This window comes from Sphingomonas sp. PvP056, from assembly GCF_040549155.1.
Lineage (GTDB): Bacteria > Pseudomonadota > Alphaproteobacteria > Sphingomonadales > Sphingomonadaceae > Sphingomonas.
The window spans coordinates 94,580-116,080 of the sequence record NZ_JBEPST010000008.1; the positions used below are offsets into that span (position 1 = coordinate 94,580).

Sequence of the window (21,501 nt, forward strand, 5' to 3'; positions counted from 1 at the left end):
TTCCGCTGGAGCATGCGCGGGGTGGAACGCAGGTCGGAAACGCAGACAATGCCAATTTCTACGTGCCCGTGATCGAGACGCCCGAGTATATCGCCGCCGCCAGGACCGCCGTTCGCGAAGAGAATGCGATGTTCCTGACCGCGGTCATGGAAGGGCGCTACACCGACGGATATCTTGTGCGTGAGGGAAAGAATGCGCCGCGGGTCGCGGCAGGCGACATGGCGACGATCGGCAGCCCGCTCGATTTCGTCGCGCTCAAAATCTAAGCGCCGAATTACGTTCGCGCCGATACGGGGCCGAGCAGCTACAAGATGTTGCCGCATTTGCCGTCGTCGCCGAGAATGGCGTTACCGTGGCTCTATGTCGGACCCGAAGTCGCTTATTGGGGAGTGCGGACGGTCAGCGAATTGTGGGATCGGTGACAGCGACCGGATCATGTACCTGCGCAACTACCTCGCCGAGTTCCACCGCGCGACGGTCGAGGGCTACCCCCTGAAGGGCTATTTCCTGTAGAGCCTGATGGACAATTTCGAATGGGCGGACGGCTTCACCAAACGCTTCGGGATCCATTACGTCGACTTCGCGACCCAGGTCCGAACACCCAAATGGAGTGCCGCCTGGTATCGCGAACTGATCCGCCGCAACGCGCTCGTCTGAACCCAGCGACGGTAGTCTGCGCTGTATCAGCGCTTCTTGACGAACTCGGCGCGGAGCACGAGGCCCTTGATCCCATCGAACCGACAGTCGATTTCCTGCGCGTCCCCCGTCAGCCGGATCGACTTGATCAGCGTGCCGCGCTTGAGCGTTTGCCCGGCACCCTTGACGGTCAGGTCCTTGATCAGCGTCACCTGATCGCCATCCGCAAGGACATTGCCGACGGCGTCGCGTACCACGACCACGCTGCTGTCGGCCCCGCCAGTGGCGGCTGCTTCGGCTGCACTGACCCATTCGCCGCTGGCTTCGTCATAGACGAAGGCGTCGTCCGCGGCGGTTTCGGTGTCGGCCATGCTCATCCCTTGATGTTGACCATCGCGACGGGCTGGCCCTTGGCGGTCGGGTTCGATGCGTTCGCCTTGGGGGCCTTTTCGGCCTTGGGCTTGCGCGTTTCCTTGTTCGACTTCTTCTGGCTCTTGGCCATCGGACATCCCTTCGGAGCGGAAGGCCCCGCGCCATCCTAGCGCCGAACCGCCTGTTGTGCGTCATCAATTCGGTTCGGCGCAGTTCGCCGTCTGGTTGACGGAAGTTAACGATATTTCGCGTGCTCGACGCAACCACCACCGATGCGGTCCGTTTAGACCCCAAGCCGGACGTGCCACCCCTCGCGTCCGGCTACCCCCTCCCCACAATCTGTATTCGAGGATCGACGACATGGGCTTGTTCACCAAGGATATCGTAACCTTCGAAGACCTGTTCCTGCATCAGCTGCAGGACGTCTATTACGCGGAGAACCAGATCACCAAGGCACTGCCCAAGATGATCGACAAGGCGACCGACAGCAGCCTCAAGTCCGGCTTTCAGACGCATCTGCTCGAAACCGAAGGCCAGATCCGCCGGCTCGAGCAGGTGTTCGATCTGCTCGGCGAGAGGGCAAAGGGCGCGACCTGCCCTGCGATCGAAGGCATCATCAAGGAAGCCAACGAAGTCGCCAGCGAAATCGCCGACAAGGCCGTTCTGGACGCGGCCCTGATCGCGTCGGCGCAGGCGGTCGAGCATTATGAGATCACGCGCTACGGCACGCTGATCGCTTGGTCCAAGCAGCTTGGGCGCGATCAGATCGCTGCGATCCTGCAGGAAACGCTCGACGAAGAATATGCCACCGATGACAAGCTGACCGCGATGGCAACCAGCAAGACCAACGCCAAGGCAGAGGCCGCAACGGCCTGATCCGGCGCTAGAACGACCCCGGCACCTCGCGTTGGGTGGTGTCGGGGCGTTGGGGCGTCAGCAGTTCGAGTATTTTGGCGGGCGTTCGCAGCGACAAGGTTCCCTGCGAGCCCGCCGTTCCCGTGATCGGCGTGCAGCTTCGTCCGGCGAGATAATCCAGTGCAGCGCGAGTAGATGCTTCCTGCGGGTCACCCATTTGATGCGTCAGGTCATCCCCCGCGCGGCAACTGGCCTCCATAATGCTGCCAAGCCCGTCGTAATAAGCGCCCTGCCGCGCAGAATTCTGCAGCGAAAACGCGATAACGCGCAGCCGGTCGTCGCATTGTGCACGATCCAGCGCGATCTGCCCCACGGGTTTGCCATAGGTGTTGGTGCCGATCAGCGCGGCGTTGGCATGATAATAGGGGATCGCCTGCGCGATCACGAGTTCACTCGCAGACGCAGTGCCCGCCGTCCCGATAAACGCGATTTTGGTCGGCGCGATCGATTGCGGTTGGGGCGCGAAGAAGGCGGTGACGTTGTTCGCCGATTTCTCGGGCCGGAACGTCGTATAGTCGATCACGTCGCTCGTCGATCGAGCGCCACCCAGAAGGTTGGCGAACAACTCCGCGATCGATACCAAGCCACCGCCATTGTAGCGGACATCGACGATCATGCGCCTTACCCCCGCCGCCTTGAATCGTTCGAACGCGCTGCGCAGCGCAGGGTCCGCGGTCGAGATGAAACTGCGCAAGTTGATATAGCCGACGGGCTCGCCCGCATCGGTCAGGATTTGCGCACCATATCGGCTCGACACCGGGGTCAACGCGTAATCGGTCTTGCTGACCGAGACGGTGCGCGTGCCGCTTGCGTCGGTGATCCGGAAGGCACGCGTAGTGCCGACCGTATCGGGCCCGAGTGCATCGGTGATGCCATCGGTGCCCTGCGTCGCAATGATCGAGCTGACCGTGCGCAAGTCGGCGCTGTTCGTCCCGATCGCCACGATTTCCGCGCCGCGGTCGATCCCGGCATTGGTCGCCGCCGTGCCCTCGAAGCTTTCTGCAACGTAAATCCGTCGGGTATCGGCTTCATAAGACAGACGAAACCCGTAACCGGCGCTCGCGCCCGATGCGTAATAAGAGTCCTCGGAGGCGATCGACGTCAGATAGGTAAAGTATCTATCCTTGCGCTGCGCACGCGCGGTGGCGGTCAGCGCGTCAATGTAATCAGATACCGTCGTATAGGCTGCGGGGCTGATCGTCGCGGGCAGGGTTTCCGGAAACAGATACCATTCGCGCAACTGGCTGGCCGCCCAGTCCTGCCGGTCGCGCAGCGAGCAACTCGCTGCGGCGGGGGTGGGTAACGCCGTCGGGGTCGGTGTCGCGGCTACTGGAACCACACCGGTTGATCCGCTGTCGCCGCCGCCACCGCAGGCGGACAGCAGTGCTGCGATCGTGATGAAGGTGACGTATGTACTTGCCCGAACCATTTAGTCACCCCTTTTGGGGGGAAGGCTAACGCGGATCCGAGCGCCTGTCAGTCTTTATGACGAGATAAGACCGCGATGGGTCGAACACGTCCGCCCGGTCATGCGACCGGGACGAACGAGACGGCGGTCGATGCCAGCACGGTGGTCAGCACCAAGGCGGCAACGAGCGAGAAAGCGACGCGCTGAACAGCTTCGAAACGGGTGGTCATGATAGTATCTCCCTGTGTGTTGGCGTTTCGGACCATCCGATCGCCGACGTGTGATACTCTGCAGGGAGCGTGCCAGTTTTATAAGGCACTGTAATAGAACGATATACATCGCGAGTGTGTCTCACTACGCAATTCCTTGCGGTGCCGTGCGCCAAGGATCGGCGTAAATTCCTAATTGCGGTGGATCTGGTTCCGCCCGCCGTCCTTGGCGGCGTACAGCAGCTTGTCCGCGCGCCCGAACACCGCGCCCAGACCTTCATAGGGTCGCGCCTGGGTCACGCCCGCAGAGAAGGTGACCGCACCCAGCGGCTCGTCGGATTCGCGCAGGCGGTAGCGTTTTTGCGCAACCGTCGCGCGGGCGCGTTCGAGCGTGGCATACGCTTCGTCGAGCGAAACCCCGACGAACAGGACGGTGAATTCCTCACCCCCATAGCGTGCGACCATATGGTCGGCGCAGTTCTTGAGCAGCGTCTCGGCGATCGCCTTGAGAACACGGTCGCCGACCGAATGGCCAAATCGATCGTTGACGCGCTTGAACCGATCCACGTCGCATACCGCGAGACAGACGCTCTTTCCCTCGGCGACATGCTGGCCGAAGTTTTCCTCGAAAGCGCGGCGGTTGGGCAGGTTGGTGAGCGGGTCGCTGCGCGCGTTGCTGCGCGCCTCTTCCAGCTTCAGGCGCAACTCCTCGGCTTCGTGCGTCGCGGCGGCCAGACGCGCCTCTGCGGATTGCACCCGATCCAGCATCACCTCGGTCAATCGCACGATGTCGCCATTGTTGTCGGTCGTGCGCATCGCATTCGCGCTCGCTGCGAGATCCCGTCCGAAACCCTGCGTTTCCTCACGAATCGCGTGCATCATGTCGGTGAAGCCCTCGACCTGCATCTGCGTCTGCGCAACAAGTCCTTCGACGGGGTCGGCGGTGGGCGGGCCTCCCGACACCGGTTTGGCCGCCACCTGGCCGCCGAGCTTCTCGATGTCGCGGGCGGTCAGACGGATGCCGCCTTCGGTCAGCGCCGCGACCGACTTTGCTAGCACCCCGTCGGGATGGCTGATGACGCGATGGGCGAAGGCGTAATGGAGCGGATCGGGGCTGAGATGGTGCTGCGCGAGGAATCGACCAATCTGACCGAACACCTGATCGGCGCGGTACTCGACCGTTTCCAGTCGTACGTCCCTTGCCGTGGCCATCGTTCCCATGCGTCCTTGCCACCCAGCGTCGTTCAGCCACGACTGCTTCCCCAAAGCGAGGGCTTATTCCAAAACTGCTAATTTAGCGTGACCGCAACGAAACGATGTTTCGCCAGATCGCGGGTCGGCATGCTTTGTCCGCACGATCCTCTCGGTCGTTTGCGATGTGCGCGGACTGGCGGTTTCGGGCCAGCCCGATTAGGCAGGCATGATGCGCATTACCGAATCCGATCTCGCCCTCGCCGCCGCGCTCGCCGACGCCGCAGGGGCCGCCATCCGTCCGTATTGGCGGACAGAACAAGGACTTGAGATGAAGGGCGATGCGTCGCCCGTGACGCTCGCCGACCGGGCGGCGGAGGCTGCGATGCGGTCGCTGATCGAAAAGGCCTTCCCCGATGATGCGATTATCGGCGAGGAATATGGCGTGCGCGAGGGGACGTCGGGCCGCGCCTGGGTGCTGGATCCGATCGACGGGACGCGGGCATTCATTTCGGGCCGGCCGATCTTCGGGACGTTGATCGCGTTGGTGGTCGACGGGTGGCCGATGCTGGGGGTGATCGATCAGCCGATCATCGGCGAACGCTGGGTCGGGACAACCGGCAAGCCCACACTGTTCAACGGCAAGCCCGCGACGACTCGGCGCTGCAAGGATCTCGGCGAGGCATTGCTCGCCACGACGTCACCCGCGCTGTTCCAGGACGACCAACTCCATGCGTTCGAGCACCTCGATGCCAAGGTACGCAGTACGGTGCTCGGGGGTGATTGCTACAACTACGGCTGTGTCGCGAGCGGGTGGCTCGACGTGGTGGTCGAGGCAGAACTGAAATTGCACGATTTTGCGGCGCTGGTGCCGATCGTAGAGGGCGCGGGCGGGCAGATGTGCGACTGGGCGGGTGATCCGCTGACCGCCGACAGCGTCGGTGAAGTGGTTGCGGTGGGCGATCCTGCACGGGTCGAGGAAATTCTCGACGCGCTGGCCTGTCGCGGCGGGCATTGAGCGTACCCGCCGCCTAGTCGCGTTTAGAAGATCCCAAGGAATTTCTTGCGCTGCCCCGACCGCTCTCCGGCGGTCTTCTTGCCGTTCTCGGCCTTGGCGGTGGTGCCATGCCCGACGTCGTCGCGCTGTTCGCCCTTGACCGTGCGCTGTGCGGTGGCCGGGGCGGCGGCCAGCACGGGGCCGCATTGCGCCGCCTTTGCATCGCCGATGTCGACGAACGCGAGTAGCCCGGCGACCGGTGTACCGATGACGCTCAACCCCAACGCAGCACCGGCACGGCCGACGAGTTGCGGACTGACCACGCTATAGCCTGGCTTGGCAAAGCTGCCGTTCAGGCCGATCGGGGATTGTGCCGACAGGAAGCTGAACCGCTTGCCGTCCGCGCGGATGGCCAGATCGAGCTGTTCCGATTTGAAGCTGAACCCGCCGCGACCGACGATGATGTTCTTTTCGGTATCGATCAGGATTGGGTCCGCTGCTGCCACGCCGCCGCGCACGGTGAAGCCGATCAACCCGCAATTGATCTTGACCGGTTCCTTGAGCTTTCCTTGGAACAGCTTCTGGACGAACGTGCCGACGTCGAGTTCGGACAGCTGCACGTTGCGGGTCCAGAAGGAACCGCCCGGCATGACGAACGCGATTCGCCCATGCGACGTTGCCAGCGAGTCGTGAAGCGAGTCGCCGTCGCCTTCGAGCAGGATCCGCCCCTTGATCACGCCACTCGTTCCCGCCTCCGCGACACCATAGCCCGCCAGCAGGCGCGCCATCGGGGTCGGCGCGAGCCGAATGTCATAAGTGTCGTGCGCCGGGCGACGGCGGGCGTCGATCGTAATGTCCGACGCGACATCGCCGCGCGCCATCACGAAGGTCAGGGGTGACAGTTTAAGCAGGCTGTCCTTGAGCGACAGCGTCAGGTCGATGTTCGAGACGGGGACGTTCTTCGAGCGCACGACGCCAACCTTGTAGCGCAGGTCAGCGTTGAAGTTCTTGAGCGTCTCGACCGGGATCTCCGCATCCGGGAGCAGCCGCGCAGGTGCCGCGCCGCTGCTCGCCGCTGCAGCGACCGCGCCCTTGGTGGCGACGATGTCGGGGTTGTAGCCGATGAATGGTGCAGCATCGATGATGTCGAGCTTGCGCGTGGTCAGCACGGCACCGATGTGGAGCCGCGGCTCGATGTTGCGGACGGTGAACTTGCCTTCGATGTCGCTGTCGCCGAATCGCCCGGTCAGGCGCGTGAAGGCATAGGTGGTGTCGTCCTTGGTCAAGGTCGCCTTGACCGCATAGGTCCGGGTGCGCGGGATCGCGACGCCAATGATGTCGAGCAGTTCGGCAAGATTGCGCCCGCGTGAGGTGACCGCGAGCGGGACATTCTCGATATCCGCAATGCTCGGGAGCGTGCCCGCAACGGTAATGTGGTTGTGCGCCGCATCTGCAGCGAGTTCGAGCTTGTTCTTGCCGCGTGCGACCGTCGCGTCTGGCGACAACAACTTGCCCGTCAGTGTGAATGGCGTGTCGCGGACCTTGCCGTCGCCCTTGAACCGCACCGACTTGCCGATCTTCGCGTCGGTCGAGGTGATCGTCTGGAATGCAATATCGGTGCGCAGGCGCATCCGGGGATCGAGATAGCGCAACGTGGTTCCTGCCACCGTTGCGATGTCGATCCGGGGGAAGTCGAGCGGCTTGCCGCCCTTCTTGTCGCTGAACGTCCAGCTGTTGTGGCTGTGATCGCGATTCCATTCGAGGTCGACCGCGCCATCGGTCAGATCGAGCGTATAGAAACGGCGTTTCCCGAACAGCATCGATAGCGGCGCGATTCGTGCATCGATCCGCTTGGCTTCGAACAGATTGGGCCGTGACGCATAGGTCGGATTGGAGATCGTCATTCCATCGGCACGGAAATGGATCGTGATCGGATCGAAATACAGTTGAAAGTCGCCAGGCACCTTGACCTGCCGATGCGTCGCCGACGACACGGTCCGCTCGAACGGTCCGCGCAGGAAACGCCCCTTGGTGATATACAGCACCAGCCATACGAGGAACACAGCGACGACCAGGCCGACCAGCGTGTTGCGGGCAATCTTTCCCCAGTTCCGCCGTCGGGCGACTGGCGAATGGGGCGCGGGGGGCGCGGCAGCGGGCGGGGAGGGTGCGGCGTCCATTGCGGTCAAACCGTTCGCCAGCCGTAATCGTTCCTCTGCGCATCTGCAGTTGCGTTTTCGCAAGGGGGCGGGTATGCGCCCGCTTTCCTGCGAGTAAGAGGAACTGCCCGGCCGGTATGGGCTGCCGTGGCCGTTCATAGATCGTCGCAAAACTGAAAGGACGAAAATGCCCAAACTCAAGACGAAGAGCGGCGTTAAAAAGCGCTTCAAGCTCACCGCGAGCGGCCTGCTGAAGCACGGCGTTGCTGGCAAGCGCCACCGGTTGATGAGCCACAACGCAAAGTACATCCGCCAGAACCGTCGCACCAAGGTGCTGTCCAAGGCCGACACGGCTGCTGTTAAGGCGTGGGCGCCTTACGGTCTCGGCTGAGCGGAAGGAATTAGAGAATGGCACGCGTAAAACGGGGTGTAACCACCCACGCAAAGCACAAGCGGATCCTCAATCTGGCGAAGGGCTATTATGGCCGTCGCAAGAACACGATCCGTATCGCCCGTCAGGCCGTCGAGAAGGCCGGCCAGTATGCGTATCGCGACCGCAAGGTTAAGAAGCGCAACTTCCGCGCCCTGTGGATCCAGCGTATCAACGCAGCGGTCCGCGTCGAGGGTCTGACCTACGGCGTCTTCATGCATGGCCTGAAGCTCGCTGGCGTCGAACTCGATCGCAAGGTCCTCGCGGATCTCGCGATGCACGAGGGTGCCGCATTCAGCGCCATCATCGCGCAAGCTAAGGCGGCTCTGCCCCAGGCCGCCTGACGGCGACCTGTCGCGAGACGAAGATTTGGGGCGTCGGTGGCAACACCGGCGCCCTTTTTCTGTTTTGGGGGCGTTTCCGAAGGGCGGTCATCCCGTGCTCCGAGCGCTGCCGTCATGCTGAACTTGTTTCAGCATCCACCGCGCAACAGGCTTAGTCCGAACTCGCGGAGGGCTGGATCCTGAAACCAGTTCAGGATGACGTACGGTTTTGAAGGACAGCTGTGCGTCGGTGTTACCTCGACCCTCCCTGGCCGGCTGCATCAGCACCGCGCAGGGTTGATCAAGGGCTTCCCCTCCCGCTACGGCGTCACCCATAATGGCTTCCCGCCTTTGCGGGAATGACGGAGATATGTGTGGCTGACCTTGCCGAGATAGAATCGCTGTTGCCGTCGATCGGCGAAGCCGACGCGGTCGCGCTGGAATCGCTCCGCGTCGCGCTGCTCGGCAAGCAGGGGAGCATCACCGCGCTGCTCAAGACGCTCGGCAAGATGTCGCCCGACGAGCGGCTCGAGCAGGGCCCGCGCATTCAGGGTGTGCGCGAGGCGGTGACCACTGCGATCGCCGCACGCAAGGCAGCACTCGACCGCGCCGAGCTCGATGCGCGGCTGGCGCGCGAGACGATCGACATGACGCTCCCCGCCGACGCGGCGCCGCAAGGGTCGGTCCATCCGGTCAGCCAGGTGCTCGACGAGATGGCGGAGATCTTCGCCGATCTAGGCTTCGCGGTCGCGACCGGGCCCGAGATCGAGGACCAGTGGCATAATTTCACCGCGCTCAACATGCCCGAGAGCCATCCTGCGCGTGCAATGCACGACACCTTCTACCTGAAGGCGAGCGAGGGCGAAGAGGCCAAGGTGCTGCGCACACACACTTCCCCGGTGCAGATCCGTACGATGATGGGGCAGGAGCCGCCGATCCGCATCATCGCGCCGGGCCGCGTCTATCGCTCGGACTGGGACGCGACGCACACGCCGATGTTCCACCAGATCGAGGGGCTGGTGATCGACAAGGGCATCACGCTCGGTCATCTCAAATGGACGCTCGAGACCTTCCTCAAGGCGTTCTTCGAGCGCGACGACATCGTGCTCCGCCTGCGCCCGAGCTACTTCCCGTTCACCGAACCCTCGGCCGAGGTTGATGTCGGCTGGACGATGGAAAAGGGCCGCCGCGTGCTCGGCGGGTCGGAAGGTTGGATGGAATTGCTCGGCAGCGGGATGGTGCACCCCAAGGTGATCGCCGCCTGCGGGCTCGATCCCAACGAGTGGCAGGGCTTCGCCTTCGGGGTCGGGGTCGATCGGCTCGCGATGCTCAAATACGGCATGGATGATCTGCGCCCGTTCTTCGAAGGCGATGCGCGCTGGATCAAGCATTACGGTTTCTCGGCACTCGACGTGCCCACGCTGAGCCAGGGAGTCGGCGCATGAAGGTTACGCTCGACTGGCTCAAGCAGCATATCGACACCGACGCCTCGCTCGACACGATCGTCGAGACGCTGACGCGGATCGGCCTCGAGGTCGAAGGCGTCGAGAACCCGGGCGCGACGCTGGCCGCGTTCCGCGTTGCCAAGGTGCTGAACGCTGCGCCGCATCCGCAGGCGGACAAACTCCAGGTCCTTTCGGTCGATGCTGGCGATGGCCCGCTTCAGGTCGTCTGCGGTGCGCCCAATGCGCGCGCTGGCCTGGTCGGCGTGTTCGGTGCGCCCGGCGCGACGGTGCCGTCGAACGGTATGGTGCTCAAGGTTGCGGCGATCCGCGGGGTCGAATCGAACGGCATGATGTGTTCGACGCGCGAACTCGAGCTTGGCGAGGAGCATGACGGGATCATCGAGCTTCCTGCCGATGCGCCGATCGGCATGGCCTATCCCGATTACGCCGGGCTCAACGACCCGGTGATCGAGGTCAACGTCCTCCCCAACCGCCCAGACTGCATGGGCGTACGCGGGATCGCGCTCGATCTGGTCGCAGCCGGGCTCGGCACCGCCAAGCCGCTCGCCTATGCGCCGGTCGCGGGCGCGGGCGCAGGCCCCGAAGTGCGGACCGATGATACGGACGGCTGCCCCGCTTTCTACGCGCAGGGCGTCACCGGCCTCGTCAATGGCACCGCGCCCGAATGGATGCGCCGCCGCCTGACCGCGATCGGCCAGCGGTCGATCTCGACGCTGGTCGACATTACCAATTACGTGATGTTCGATCTCGGGCGTCCCTTGCACGTCTATGACCGCGCCAAGCTGTCGGGCGGGCTCGTTGCGCGCAAGGCGACCGCGGGCGAGCAGGTCCTCGCGCTCAACGGCAAGACCTATACGCTTGGCCAGACGATGACGGTGATCGCGGACGACGCGCATGTCCACGACATCGGCGGGATCATGGGCGGCGAGGATTCGGGCGTCACGCCCGAGACGACCGACGTCGTGATCGAATGTGCCTATTTCGACCCGGATTCGATCGCACGCACCGGCCAGGCACTGATGCTGACCTCGGATGCGCGCTCGCGGTTCGAGCGCGGCGTCGACCCGGCGTTCCTCGAAGACGGCCTCGCGATCGCGACGCGGCTGGTGCTCGACCTGTGCGGCGGCAGCGCAAGCGAGCCGACGTATTCTGGCACGCCGCCGACGACGCGCAAGCGCATCGCCTATGACCCCGCCCGCGCCGAAACGCTCGGTGGTCTTGCGGTTGCGCCAGAGCGCCAGCGCGAGATCCTGACCGCGCTCGGCTTCACGGTCGAGGACGACTGGACCGTCCTGCCGCCGCCCGCGCGGCGTGACGTGGATGGCCCGGCCGATCTGGTCGAGGAAGTGATCCGCATCGTGGGGATCGATTCGGTCCCGGCGACCCCGCTGCCGCGCGCTGCGGGGGTGGCGAAGCCGACCGCGACGCCTGCGCAGAAGATCGAGAGTCGTGTCCGCCGGGCTGCGGCTGCGCGCGGTCTCAACGAGACGATCACCTGGAGCTTCCTGTCGGACGCGCAGGCGACCGCGATCGGCGGTGCGTCCTGGACGCTCGCCAACCCGATCAGCGAGGAGCTCAAGGTGATGCGCCCGTCGCTTCTCCCCGGCCTGCTCGCTGCGGCGGAGCGCAACATGAAGCGCGGCGCCGGTGGCGTCCGGCTGTTCGAGCTCGGGCGACGCTATCTCGCCGATGGCGAACGGCCGACGCTGGGCGTGGTGCTTGCGGGCGAGGCGCGTGCGCGCGGTTGGCAGGACGGCAAGGCGACTCAGTTCACCGCTTATGACGCCAAGGTCGAAGCGCTCGCGCTGCTCGCGGCGGCAGGCGCACCGGTCGACAATCTGCAAGTGATGGGCGAGGCGGGCGATGCCTGGCATCCCGGCCAGTCGGGGACGCTGCGGCTCGGGCCGAAGACGGTGCTCGCGGCGTTCGGCATGGTCCACCCGCTGACGACGCGCGCGTTCGACGTGGATGGCCCGGTCGCGGCGGTCGAGCTGTATCTCGATGCGATCCCCGCCAAGCGCGCGTCGAGCTTCGCGCGTGCGGCCTATGCGCCGCCGGCGTTGCAGGCGGTACGGCGCGACTTTGCGTTCCTCGTGCCCGACAGCGTCTCGGGCGAGGCGCTGGTGCGCGCGGCGCGCGGGGCGGACAAGGCGGCGATCGTCGGGGCGCGCGTGTTCGACGTCTTCACTGGGACCGGCGTCGAGCCGGGGCACAAGAGCATCGCGGTCGAGGTCACGCTCCAGCCGGGCGACAAGAGCTTCACCGAGGCGGAGCTGAAGGCAGTCGCGGACAAGGTCGTCGCGGCGGCGGCGAAGCTCGGCGCGAGCTTGCGCGGGTAAATAGAAAAGGCCGACCGATCGCGTCGCGATCGATCGGCCTTTCCCTCAGATCAAGGCGATCCGATGCTTAGCGGCAACGGTTCTTCGCGGTGAGCGTGCGATCGACCGCGCGACCCGCGAATGCGCCACCGACGCCGCCAGCGATCGTGCCGAGCGCACCACCACCGAGCACCTTATTCCCGAGCAATGCACCGCCGACGCCGCCCGCGACGAGGCCGGTGGTTCCGCTCGAATGGCGGCAGGTGCGGACGTGGCGGCGCGACTTGGCGTAATAGCGCTTTTTGGCTTCAGCCTTGGTGGTCGGCATGGCCATGCTGACCGGAACGACGAGCGACGCGGCGGCGAGCGAGAGCAGGAGTTTACGCATCTGAATACCCTTGAATTTATTGTCGACCGTAACGGCGTAGGTTCGGTAACGTTGCAATAGAATGAACGTCGTCGGTCGATGACGGAGCTGTTTCGATCCAATGCGGTGCCGGGCGGATCAATGCCGCGCCAATAATCCAGAGCATTGCGCCCGCGCGGAACCCCGCCGCCAGCGCTATATCGGACAACGTTGCTGCAGGACGCTGGCCGTCGAGCCCGGCAAAATACCAGAATTCTGCGAAATAGGCCGCGACATCCGCCACCGCGAACCATGCGACCGGCCACAAGCGATAGCTCGTCAGCAGCAGCACCGGATAAAGCCACAGGTCGAATTGCGGCGAATAGACCTTGTTGGTCAGCAGGAACCACGCGAGCACCGGGGCGAACAGAATCCAGGGGCGAGCGCCGTGCCGCCTCCACCCTGCGGCGACGATCAGCGCCGCGCCACCGATGAACAGCGCCGCGGACCACAGGTTGCGTTCGGGGATCGTCGTCGCCCACCAGCCCGATTGCGCCAGGATTTCCCAGACCGATCCGGCCGTGCCTGCTCGCTCGGACGAGAAAGCGTAGAATTCGGACCAGTTGGTGAACGCCATCGCCGCGACCGGCAGGTTGACCAACGCCCAGCTCCCGACCGCAACCACGACCAGCACGCTCGACATCGCGACCCGTCGCGCCACGCTGCCGCCGCCGCGCGAGAACAAGGCACCCAGCCCGAGCAGCGGAAGCATTAGGACCGGGAACAGCTTCGCCGCACTTCCCAGTGCGGCAAGCGATGCCGCGCGCGGCGTATCCCCGGATCGCGCGGACAGCAGCGCCGCCACGGCGAAGGTCACCGCCAGCATGTCCCAATTGTGCCCGAGATACAGCACTAGCGGGGGTGCCGCCGCCCAAGCGTATTGCCGCGCACGATCGACCCCCGCGCGCCGGAGCATCCGCAGCACCAGGAAGGCAAGCGCGGCATTGACCGCCGCCACCACGAACAGGAAATGCGCGGCGGTCGCGCTTGCGCCGAAGACAGTTCGGGTGACGAACCCTTCGATCCAGATCAGCAGCCCCGTCAGAACCGGATATTCCATCCGCGCCTCGAGGTACGGGACTTGCCCCGCGGACACGCCGCGCAAACCCCAGAACGGCACCGCGTCGCTGTAGCAGCCGGTGACATATTGGATCGATCCGCCCCACGCCGCGCCGCAATGCCCTTTGAACGCCCAGCCCAGCAGGCAGGTGAGCGCAAGCACCCAGCGCGGATCGATCCGCTGCGTCCACCGTTCGGTCATAAGCGCCCCCAAATCCCGCAACGTCTTATCCCGGCGCAGCTATTTCGTCGACAGTGTGCGAAAAGAACGTATAAGGAACAGCATGGCGCAACTGGATGTTCAGAGCAAATTGGCGATCCTCGCGGATGCCGCGAAATATGATGCTTCCTGTGCGTCGTCGGGGTCGGTGAAACGCAGTTCGCGCGACAGCAAGGGTGTCGGGTCGACCGATGGCGGGATGGGCATTTGTCACGCTTATGCGCCCGATGGCCGGTGCATTTCGCTGCTCAAGATCCTGCTGACCAACAGCTGCATCTTCGACTGCCACTATTGCATCAACCGCAAAAGCTCGAACGTCCGCCGCGCGCGCTTCACCGCGCAGGAGGTCGTCCACCTCACCTTGTCCTTCTACAAACGCAATTATATCGAGGGGCTGTTCCTCTCCTCGGGGATCATCGGATCGTCCAACTATACGATGGAGCAGATGGTCGAGGTCGCGCGCAGCTTGCGCGAGGATCATGATTTCCGCGGCTATATCCATCTGAAGACGATCCCCGATGCCGACCCTGCGCTGGTCGAACAGGCGGGGCTCCATGCCGATCGCCTGTCGATCAACGTCGAGCTGCCGACCGTCTCCGGTTTGAAGCGGCTCGCCCCCGAAAAATCGGCGGTGCGGATTGAAGATGCGATGGCCGAGACGAAGTCCTCGATCATCGACGCGGCCGATGCGCGCAAGAAGTTCAAGTCCGCACCGCGCTTCGCCCCTGCGGGGCAATCGACGCAGATGATCGTCGGCGCGGATGCGGCGACCGATGGCGACATCGTGCTGCGCGCCTCGACGCTCTACGACAGCTTCGATCTGCGCCGCGTCTATTATTCGGCGTTCAGCCCGATCCCGGACGCAAGCACCGTGCTCCCGCTCCAGCGCCCGCCGCTGATGCGCGAGCATCGGCTGTACCAGTCGGACTGGCTGATGCGCTTCTACGGCTATACGTCGAAGGAAGTCGTGGCGGCGGCGGACGAGACGACGGGCATGCTCCCGCTCGATATCGACCCCAAGCTCGCCTGGGCGCTCAAGCATCGCGAGATCTTCCCGGTAGACGTCAACCGTGCGCCGCGCGAACGGCTGCTGCGCGTCCCGGGGCTGGGGGTGAAGGCGGTTACCTCGATCCTCGCGGCGCGGCGCTGGCGGCGTCTGCATCTGGCGGACGTCGCGCGGCTGACGGTGTCGATCACCAAGCTGCGTCCGTTCCTGATCGCGGAGGACTGGCGTCCGGTCGCGCTCAGCGACAAGGCGGAATTGCGCCCCGTGGTTGCACCCAAGGTCAAGCAACTGGAGTTGTTCGCCTGACGGTCATGCGACCGAACGGGAGAGAATGAGACGATGCACAGGGTCAAGCTCGCCGAGCCCGATGATTTCGACGGCTGGCGCGAGGCGGCGCGCGGGCTGGCGGTCGGCGGTGTCGCACCGGCGGACGTGACGTGGCAGGTCGGGGAGGCGGCGGTCGACCTGTTCGGCGAGGATCTGCCGGTGCCGCAGAGCGATGCGCCCGCCTTCTCGGTGTCGCGCGCTTTCGTGGATCTCGCGCGCAAGGCGGTGCTGCACAGGGACTCCGAACGCTTCGCCTTACTCTACACTTTGCTGGTGCGGTTGCGCGACCGGCCCGGCGCCGTCGAGGACAAGGCCGATCCGCTGGTGCGCAAGCTCGAAGGGTTTGCGCGCGAGGTGCGCAAGGACATCCACAAGATGCGCGCGTTCCTGCGCTTCCGCGAGGTCGAGGTCGATGGCCAGGCGCGCTTCGTAGCGTGGTTCGAGCCCGAGCATCATATCCTTCGGTACAATGCGGGCTTTTTCCTCGATCGCTTCGCCAGCATGCACTGGTCGATCCTGACGCCCGATCTGTCGATCCACTGGGACGGCGAGACGCTTGCCGAGGGGCCAGGCGCGGGCAAAAGCGATGCGCCCGCGGGCGACCCGATCGAGGACGTGTGGAAGACCTATTACGCCTCCATCTTCAACCCTGCGCGGGTCAAGATCGGCGCGATGCTCAAGGAAATGCCCAAGAAATACTGGAAGAACATGCCCGAGACCGCGCTGGTCCCGGGGTTGATCGCATCGGCACAGGCACGGGAGTCGGGAATGATCGCACGCGCGCGGGACGAAGTCGGGGGCAACAGCACGATCGCGTGGGACGCACTGCGCGACGAGGCATCGGCCTGCACGCGTTGCCCCTTATATGGTCCGGCAACGCAGACGGTGTTCGGCGAAGGGCCGGTCGACGCGCCGTTGATGTTCGTGGGCGAGCAGCCGGGCGATCAGGAGGATCTTGCCGGGCGGCCGTTCGTGGGGCCAGCGGGGCAGCTGTTCGACCGTGCGCTGGCGGCGGCGGGGGTGGATCGGACGCGGACGTACGTCACCAACGCGGTCAAGCACTTCAAATTCGAGCAGCGCGGCAAGCGGCGCATCCATTCCAAGCCGGGGGCGGGCGAGATCGATGCATGCCGCTGGTGGGTCGAGCAGGAGCGAATGCTGATCAAGCCGCAGGTGACGGTCGCGCTGGGGGCGACCGCGGCGCGGAGCTTGCTCGGGCGGGTGGTGACGATCGGCAAGGAGCGGGGGCGCCCGATTGCGCTCGCCGATGGCAGCACGTGCTGGATCACGGTACATCCGAGCTATCTTCTGCGCCTGCCTGATCCGGCGGCGGCGGAAGTGGAGTTCGGTCGGTTCGTGGAGGATCTGCGGATGGCGGGGGCGGGTGTGGCGAGGTTTGCCGCCTGACGTCTCCCCAACGGACATCGGAGTCGGGTCACGTTGCAGCCCGGCATCGGCTGGGCGCGAAGATGACTTTCGAAAGATGGGGAAAGGTGGGGAGCTTCTGTTGCTCGGTGCTCCCCGTACCGCCGGTGTCCGCTTCTGTTGCCCGGTGCGGCCCGAACCGCGCTTAGCTTAGTAACCTAGACCGTTAGGCCTTGAGTTACGCTGCAATCGCGAGTGCTTCGTTATCGTTTGCACTTGTGGTTTTGAGCCTTTTACAGGTTACTCAGCCCGGGAAAAAACAGCGCTTTTCGAAACACGTCGATCCTGCTTCGGCCCCGTCATGACCGGTCTGGCTGAAAGCCGTGGCCGGTTGTGGTGGAGCCGCCGGGTACTGCCCCCGGGTCCGTTGTATCTATTGCACGCCGCACTTTATCGCCATAGCCGGGCGAACCCGGCAAAACCGATATAGGTGCTCGGTCGGGAATGGGAAGCCTGCAATTTGCGGGATAAAATGGGACAGCGCCTTTGACTCGCCACAAAAGCGGTGCATGGGGTATAGTATCATGCTGACCCAACGTTCCCGCTATGCGCTGCGCGCGATGATGTTCCTTGCCGAAGCCCCCAAGGACAGCCCCCCGATCCCGATGAACCGGATTGCGTTGGAGGCCAACGTTCCCCGCAAGTTCCTCGAACTCATTCTCGCGGACTTGCGCGAGGCGGGGTTCCTCCACAGCTTTCGCGGCAAGATGGGCGGCTATTGCCTTGCGCGTCCGACCCACCTGATCTCGCTGGGCGAAATCATCCGCGTGATCGAGGGGCCCCTTGCGCTGGTCCCGTGCGTCAGCCGGACCGCCTATCGTTCGTGCAAGGATTGCAAGGACGAGGCGAGTTGCGCGATCCGCCATGCGATGATGCGCGTTCGCGACGAGACTGCGCGGATCCTCGACGGGACCAGCCTTGCCGATTCGGTATCGGAAGACCTGGTCGCCGCCTGAGGGGCCGCCGAACGCTCAGCTGCGGTCGAGGACGTCGGACGAGATCGGCCGCCGCTTCAGCTCGTCGCGAATTTCGCGCAGCAGCGTGACGTCGGCGGGCTCGACCGGCTCGCTCGGGGTCTCGGGCGGCTTGGGCATCAGGCGATGGACCCCGCGCACGATCAGGAAGATGATGAACGCAACGATCAGGAAATTGACCGCCGCCGTCAGGAACGCGCCATAGCCGAACAGCGGGACGCCCGCCTTCTTGAGCGCGGCATAGTCCGATGACCCCGCCAACGCCGCTGGCACCTTGCCAAGCACCAGGAAATAGCTCGAAAAGTCCAGGCCACCGAGGATCCGACCGATCACCGGCATGATCACGTCGTCGGTCAGGGACGAGACGATCTTGCCGAACGCCGCGCCGATGATGACCGCCACGGCGAGATCCAGCACGTTCCCTCGTGCGATGAACGCCTTGAACTCCTTGAACATACGCTAACCCCAACCGATTTTGTTTCGTGTCGCTATCGTACCCGGCTATCATGCCGGTGCAAGGTCTGGAGGGATCCCAAAAATGAAGTACCGCACGTTGTTCGTCGCCTCGGCTGGTCTCGCGCTGACGACGTCGTTGTCGGGCTGCGGCCTCAATAGCGTCCCGACGCAGGAGGAAAACGCCAAGGCCAAATGGGCCGATGTCGAAAATTACTATCAGCGTCGTGCCGACCTGATCCCCAATCTCGTCGCGACAGTGAAGGCCGCCGGCGCGCAGGAAAAGAGCATCCTTGTTGAAGTGACGCAGGCACGCGCCAGCGCAAACTCGGTCAAGCTATCGGCCGATCAGCTCAACGATCCGGCCAAGGTCGCGGCGTATGAGAAGGCGCAGTCGAACGTGACGCTATCGCTCCAGCGGCTCCAGGAAGCGTACCCTGAGCTCAAGAGCCAAGGGAATTACGCCACGTTGATGGATCAGCTCGAGGGCACCGAGAACCGCATCTCGACCGCACGGCACGATTACAACGGCGCGGTGCAGAGCTACAACACGACGATCCGTACCTTCCCCGACGCGATCGGCGCGAAGGTCATCTACGGCGCGAAGCCGCTCGTCCCGTTCAAGGCGACGACCCCGGGTTCGGACCAGGCGCCGACGGTGAATTTCGGCAACACCAACTGATCGGGGGGCTCAGGCCCGTTCCATGCACATCCTGAAATCGATCCTGGTCGCGGTAGCGGTGCTTCTCGGCACAGCTACCGCGGACGCGCAGGCCTATCCCAAGTTCACCGGGCTGGTGGTCGATGCGGCGAATGTCCTCCCGCCCGCGACCGAGGCGGATCTGACCGCAAAGCTCGAGGCGTTGCAGAAGGACACCAAGCGCCAACTGGTGGTCGCGACGATCCCAAATCTGGAGGGACGCGAGCTTGAGGAATATGGCGTCGGGCTCGGGCGCGCCTGGGGCGTCGGCCTGAAGGACGTCAATAACGGCGCGATCCTGTTCATCGCGCCCAACGAACCCAAAGGGCATCGCGGGCCGCGGATCGAGGTCGGCTATGGGCTCGAGCCGCTCCTGACCGACGCGTTCACGGGCCGCGTGATCCGGGAACAGATGATCCCCAAACTCTCGCAATCGGGGGATATCCCCGGTGCGATGGAGGCAGGCACCGACGCGCTGATCGCGCAATTGCGCGCATCGCCCGAGGAAGCGAAGGCGGAAGTCGACGCGGCGGCAAAGGAATTCGACAAGACACACCGGCGTTCAGGCAATGGCGGCGGGATTCCCTTCGGCCTCATTTTCTGGGGCATGGTGATCGGCTTTGTCCTGTTGTCCGTGCTCCGTCGCGGTGGCGGCGGTGGCGGCGGTGGTGGGGGCGGCGGCGGTGGCGGCGGCGGTCGTGAGTATCGCAGCGGCATCGCACCAGCGATCCTGTGGGGCGCGACCATGGGCGGCTGGGGCGGCGGCACGGGTGCAGGTTCCGGCGGCGGCTGGGGCGGTGGTGGTGGCGGCTCCGACGGCGGGTCGGACGGCAGCTGGGGCGGCGGTGGGTTCACCGGCGGTGGCGGCGGATCGTTCGGCGGCGGCGGCGCATCGGGGGATTGGTGATGACACGGACACCCCGGCTCGGCGCCGATGACCATGCCCTTGTGCTTGCCGCGGTAAAAAGCGCCGAGGAGGGCACCGACGGCGAGATCGTTACGATCGTAACCGATCGTTCGGATAACTATGACGACACGGCGCTATTGGTTGCCATACTGGCAATGCTGCTGGTCGTCGCCTTGGCGACGGTTGATCCGGCGTGGATCGAACGGTGGTTGAGTGGTTTCACGCAGGGCTGGGACGCCGAGCCTGATCCACGCCTGCTGGTCGGGCTGATCCTCGTTGCGCAGACGTTGGTGTTCCTGGTCGTGCGCCTCGCGTTGTCGCACATGCCGCTGCGGCTTGCGCTCGTGCCCAAGACGATCCGGCGGCGGCGGGTCCGGCGACGGGCGATCCGCTATTTCAAGGTCGGTGCTGAACGCCGTACCGCGACGCGTGTCGGCATCCTGCTGTATCTCTCGCGCGACGAGCGCATGGCCGAAATCGTTGCGGACGAGGCAATTCACCGCGCGGTGCCTGCCGAACGCTGGGGCGATGCGATGGCCGCGCTCGTCCACGAGACTCGCTCGGGCAATCCCGGGGCCGGGATGGCCGCCGCGGTCGAGCGGATTGGCGCGATCCTGTCCGAAAGCTTCCCCAAGACCGAAACCGACCGCAACGAACTTCCCGACAGGCTGATCGAGTTATGACCGCAGAGACCGTCTGGAGCGGCAAGTACATCAAGGTCATCAAGGACGGCACCTGGGAATATGTCGGCCGCGCGCACGGCATTCAGGCGGCGGTGATCCTTGCGATCGACGACGGCCATGTCCTGCTGGTCGAGCAGTTTCGCGTGCCGTTGGGCCGGGCGTGCCTCGAACTGCCAGCGGGTCTGGTCGGTGATGAGGATGCGGGCGAGAGCGTGGTCGACTCTGCCGGGCGCGAGCTTGAGGAAGAAACCGGTTACCAGGCCGATTCGATCGAATCGCTCGGCTTCTTCCATTCATCGCCGGGTATGGTGTCGGAAGGGTTCACGCTCGTTCGCGCGCGCGGCTTGCGCAAGGTAAGCGACGGTGGCGGGATTGAGGGCGAAGGTATCACCGTCCACCGCGTACCGGTTCCCGAGATCGCCGCATTCGTGGCCGCTAAACGGGCGGAGGGGCTGGCGATGGACGTCAAGCTTTTGCTGCTGCTCGGCGCTGGAATGCTCAGCGATTAAAGCGCGGCGCTTTCACCCTGATCCGTTTGCCCGGCGCAGAGTCGAGAACGCCACGCAGCGCAGGTTTCTCGACCACGCTCGAAACGAACGGGCAGGGCCCCTGGTAAACGCCGGGTCGCCCCGATTACCGGAAATTGTCGGCGTAGCTCTGCAGCTTCAGTGTGCGCTGGGGGGCGGGGACGATCGTGAAGGCGAGGCCCTCGCGCTCAGCATAGGCCACTGCCGCTTCCTGCGTCGGAAAGTCCAGGCGCACCTGGTCGCGCGTGTCGCCCGATCCCGCCCAGCCGGTCAGCGGATCGGGTTGCTTGGCTTCCGCAGGGGCGAAATCGAGCACCCAGGTCGAGGTGCGAGCCCGTCCGGAGGACATGGCGTTCTTGGGGCGCTGATAGATTCGGGCGATCGACATAA

General features: G+C 64.6%; 22 protein-coding genes, 1 other RNA gene and 1 pseudogene. 14 read left to right on the forward strand and 10 right to left on the reverse strand.

Annotation, left to right across the window (positions count from 1 at the left end):
- Nucleotides 1–17 precede the first annotated feature (17 nt).
- Nucleotides 18–657, forward strand: a pseudogene (locus ABIC17_RS17600) (family 1 glycosylhydrolase); the annotation flags it as partial.
- Nucleotides 658–683: 26 nt separating this feature from the next.
- Here ABIC17_RS17600 and ABIC17_RS17605 read toward each other — a convergent pair.
- Entirely contained in the window at nt 684–1,007 is a 324-nt protein-coding gene (locus ABIC17_RS17605; protein WP_354284053.1) for an alkylphosphonate utilization protein, read from the reverse strand.
- Nucleotides 1,008–1,009: 2 nt separating this feature from the next.
- Nucleotides 1,010–1,138, reverse strand: a complete 129-nt coding sequence (locus ABIC17_RS17610) for a hypothetical protein (protein ID WP_274517549.1) — start codon at nt 1,136–1,138, stop codon at nt 1,010–1,012.
- A gap of 230 nt (nt 1,139–1,368) precedes the next feature.
- On the opposite strand from ABIC17_RS17610, the gene ABIC17_RS17615 reads away from it, so the two are divergent.
- Nucleotides 1,369–1,884: a YciE/YciF ferroxidase family protein gene (locus ABIC17_RS17615; protein ID WP_354284055.1), complete on the forward strand. Its 516-nt coding sequence runs from the start codon at nt 1,369–1,371 to the stop codon at nt 1,882–1,884.
- A gap of 7 nt (nt 1,885–1,891) precedes the next feature.
- On the opposite strand, the gene ABIC17_RS17620 is transcribed toward ABIC17_RS17615, so the two are convergent.
- Together ABIC17_RS17620 and ABIC17_RS17625 are read right to left on the reverse strand one after the other, a co-directional pair.
- Complete coding sequence (locus ABIC17_RS17620) at nt 1,892–3,352, reverse strand: S41 family peptidase (protein ID WP_354284057.1); 1,461 nt, start codon at nt 3,350–3,352, stop codon at nt 1,892–1,894.
- Between the two features lie 380 nt (nt 3,353–3,732).
- Complete coding sequence (locus ABIC17_RS17625; protein WP_354284059.1) at nt 3,733–4,752, reverse strand: GGDEF domain-containing protein; 1,020 nt, start codon at nt 4,750–4,752, stop codon at nt 3,733–3,735.
- 211 nt (nt 4,753–4,963) lie between these two features.
- On the opposite strand from ABIC17_RS17625, the gene hisN reads away from it, so the two are divergent.
- Nucleotides 4,964–5,749: a histidinol-phosphatase gene (gene hisN, locus ABIC17_RS17630; protein ID WP_354284061.1), complete on the forward strand. Its 786-nt coding sequence runs from the start codon at nt 4,964–4,966 to the stop codon at nt 5,747–5,749.
- Nucleotides 5,750–5,772: 23 nt separating this feature from the next.
- On the opposite strand, the gene ABIC17_RS17635 is transcribed toward hisN, so the two are convergent.
- Complete coding sequence (locus tag ABIC17_RS17635) at nt 5,773–7,908, reverse strand: AsmA family protein (RefSeq protein ID WP_354284242.1); 2,136 nt, start codon at nt 7,906–7,908, stop codon at nt 5,773–5,775.
- A 166-nt stretch (nt 7,909–8,074) separates the two neighbouring features.
- On the opposite strand from ABIC17_RS17635, the gene rpmI reads away from it, so the two are divergent.
- From rpmI to pheT, 4 genes are all read left to right on the forward strand, one after another.
- Nucleotides 8,075–8,278 carry a 50S ribosomal protein L35 gene (gene rpmI / locus ABIC17_RS17640; RefSeq protein WP_131532218.1) on the forward strand — a complete coding sequence of 68 codons (204 nt, stop codon included), beginning with the start codon at nt 8,075–8,077 and terminating at the stop codon, nt 8,276–8,278.
- A 17-nt stretch (nt 8,279–8,295) separates the two neighbouring features.
- Nucleotides 8,296–8,661, forward strand: a complete 366-nt coding sequence (rplT, locus tag ABIC17_RS17645) for a 50S ribosomal protein L20 (RefSeq protein WP_010161044.1) — start codon at nt 8,296–8,298, stop codon at nt 8,659–8,661.
- 338 nt (nt 8,662–8,999) lie between these two features.
- Entirely contained in the window at nt 9,000–10,085 is a 1,086-nt protein-coding gene (gene pheS, locus ABIC17_RS17650; protein ID WP_354284064.1) for a phenylalanine--tRNA ligase subunit alpha, read from the forward strand.
- Complete coding sequence (pheT, locus tag ABIC17_RS17655) at nt 10,082–12,445, forward strand: phenylalanine--tRNA ligase subunit beta (protein ID WP_354284066.1); 2,364 nt, start codon at nt 10,082–10,084, stop codon at nt 12,443–12,445. Before pheS ends, pheT begins: the two co-directional genes overlap by 4 nt.
- 67 nt (nt 12,446–12,512) lie before the next feature.
- Here pheT and ABIC17_RS17660 read toward each other — a convergent pair whose 3' ends face one another.
- Nucleotides 12,513–12,812: a hypothetical protein gene (locus ABIC17_RS17660; RefSeq protein ID WP_354284068.1), complete on the reverse strand. Its 300-nt coding sequence runs from the start codon at nt 12,810–12,812 to the stop codon at nt 12,513–12,515.
- A 16-nt stretch (nt 12,813–12,828) separates the two neighbouring features.
- The gene (locus tag ABIC17_RS17665; RefSeq protein WP_354284070.1) at nt 12,829–14,091 is read right to left on the reverse strand and encodes a glycosyltransferase family protein; all 1,263 of its coding nucleotides are present in this window, start codon (nt 14,089–14,091) and stop codon (nt 12,829–12,831) included.
- A gap of 82 nt (nt 14,092–14,173) precedes the next feature.
- On the opposite strand from ABIC17_RS17665, the gene ABIC17_RS17670 reads away from it, so the two are divergent.
- Nucleotides 14,174–15,421, forward strand: a complete 1,248-nt coding sequence (locus tag ABIC17_RS17670) for a putative DNA modification/repair radical SAM protein (RefSeq protein WP_354284072.1) — start codon at nt 14,174–14,176, stop codon at nt 15,419–15,421.
- 33 nt (nt 15,422–15,454) lie between these two features.
- Nucleotides 15,455–16,849 (forward strand): UdgX family uracil-DNA binding protein, encoded by a 1,395-nt coding sequence (locus ABIC17_RS17675; RefSeq protein WP_354284074.1) that lies wholly within the window; start codon nt 15,455–15,457, stop codon nt 16,847–16,849.
- A gap of 124 nt (nt 16,850–16,973) precedes the next feature.
- Here ABIC17_RS17675 and ssrA read toward each other — a convergent pair.
- Nucleotides 16,974–17,322: a transfer-messenger RNA gene (gene ssrA, locus ABIC17_RS17680) on the reverse strand.
- Nucleotides 17,323–17,391: 69 nt separating this feature from the next.
- Between ssrA and ABIC17_RS17685 the strand changes: the two genes are divergently transcribed.
- Entirely contained in the window at nt 17,392–17,823 is a 432-nt protein-coding gene (locus ABIC17_RS17685) for an RrF2 family transcriptional regulator (RefSeq protein ID WP_354284075.1), read from the forward strand.
- A gap of 15 nt (nt 17,824–17,838) precedes the next feature.
- Here the strand turns inward: ABIC17_RS17685 and mscL are convergent, their stop codons facing one another.
- Nucleotides 17,839–18,297 (reverse strand): large conductance mechanosensitive channel protein MscL, encoded by a 459-nt coding sequence (gene mscL, locus ABIC17_RS17690; RefSeq protein WP_354284076.1) that lies wholly within the window; start codon nt 18,295–18,297, stop codon nt 17,839–17,841.
- An 82-nt stretch (nt 18,298–18,379) separates the two neighbouring features.
- Between mscL and ABIC17_RS17695 the strand changes: the two genes are divergently transcribed.
- From ABIC17_RS17695 to ABIC17_RS17710, 4 genes are read left to right on the forward strand one after another with little or no spacing between them, the layout of a single operon-like run.
- Complete coding sequence (locus ABIC17_RS17695) at nt 18,380–18,976, forward strand: LemA family protein (protein WP_354284078.1); 597 nt, start codon at nt 18,380–18,382, stop codon at nt 18,974–18,976.
- 22 nt (nt 18,977–18,998) lie between these two features.
- On the forward strand, nt 18,999–19,901 hold the full coding sequence (locus tag ABIC17_RS17700; RefSeq protein ID WP_354284080.1) for a TPM domain-containing protein: 903 nt from the start codon (nt 18,999–19,001) through the stop codon (nt 19,899–19,901).
- The gene (locus tag ABIC17_RS17705) at nt 19,901–20,584 is read left to right on the forward strand and encodes a TPM domain-containing protein (protein WP_354284082.1); all 684 of its coding nucleotides are present in this window, start codon (nt 19,901–19,903) and stop codon (nt 20,582–20,584) included. Before ABIC17_RS17700 ends, ABIC17_RS17705 begins: the two co-directional genes overlap by 1 nt.
- Nucleotides 20,581–21,093, forward strand: coding sequence for an NUDIX hydrolase (locus ABIC17_RS17710; RefSeq protein WP_354284083.1), 513 nt, complete (start codon nt 20,581–20,583; stop codon nt 21,091–21,093). Before ABIC17_RS17705 ends, ABIC17_RS17710 begins: the two co-directional genes overlap by 4 nt.
- A 124-nt stretch (nt 21,094–21,217) precedes the next feature.
- On the opposite strand, the gene ABIC17_RS17715 is transcribed toward ABIC17_RS17710, so the two are convergent.
- A complete protein-coding gene (locus ABIC17_RS17715) occupies nt 21,218–21,499 on the reverse strand; it encodes an ETC complex I subunit (protein ID WP_354284085.1) in 282 nt (93 codons plus the stop codon).
- Nucleotides 21,500–21,501 lie beyond the last annotated feature (2 nt).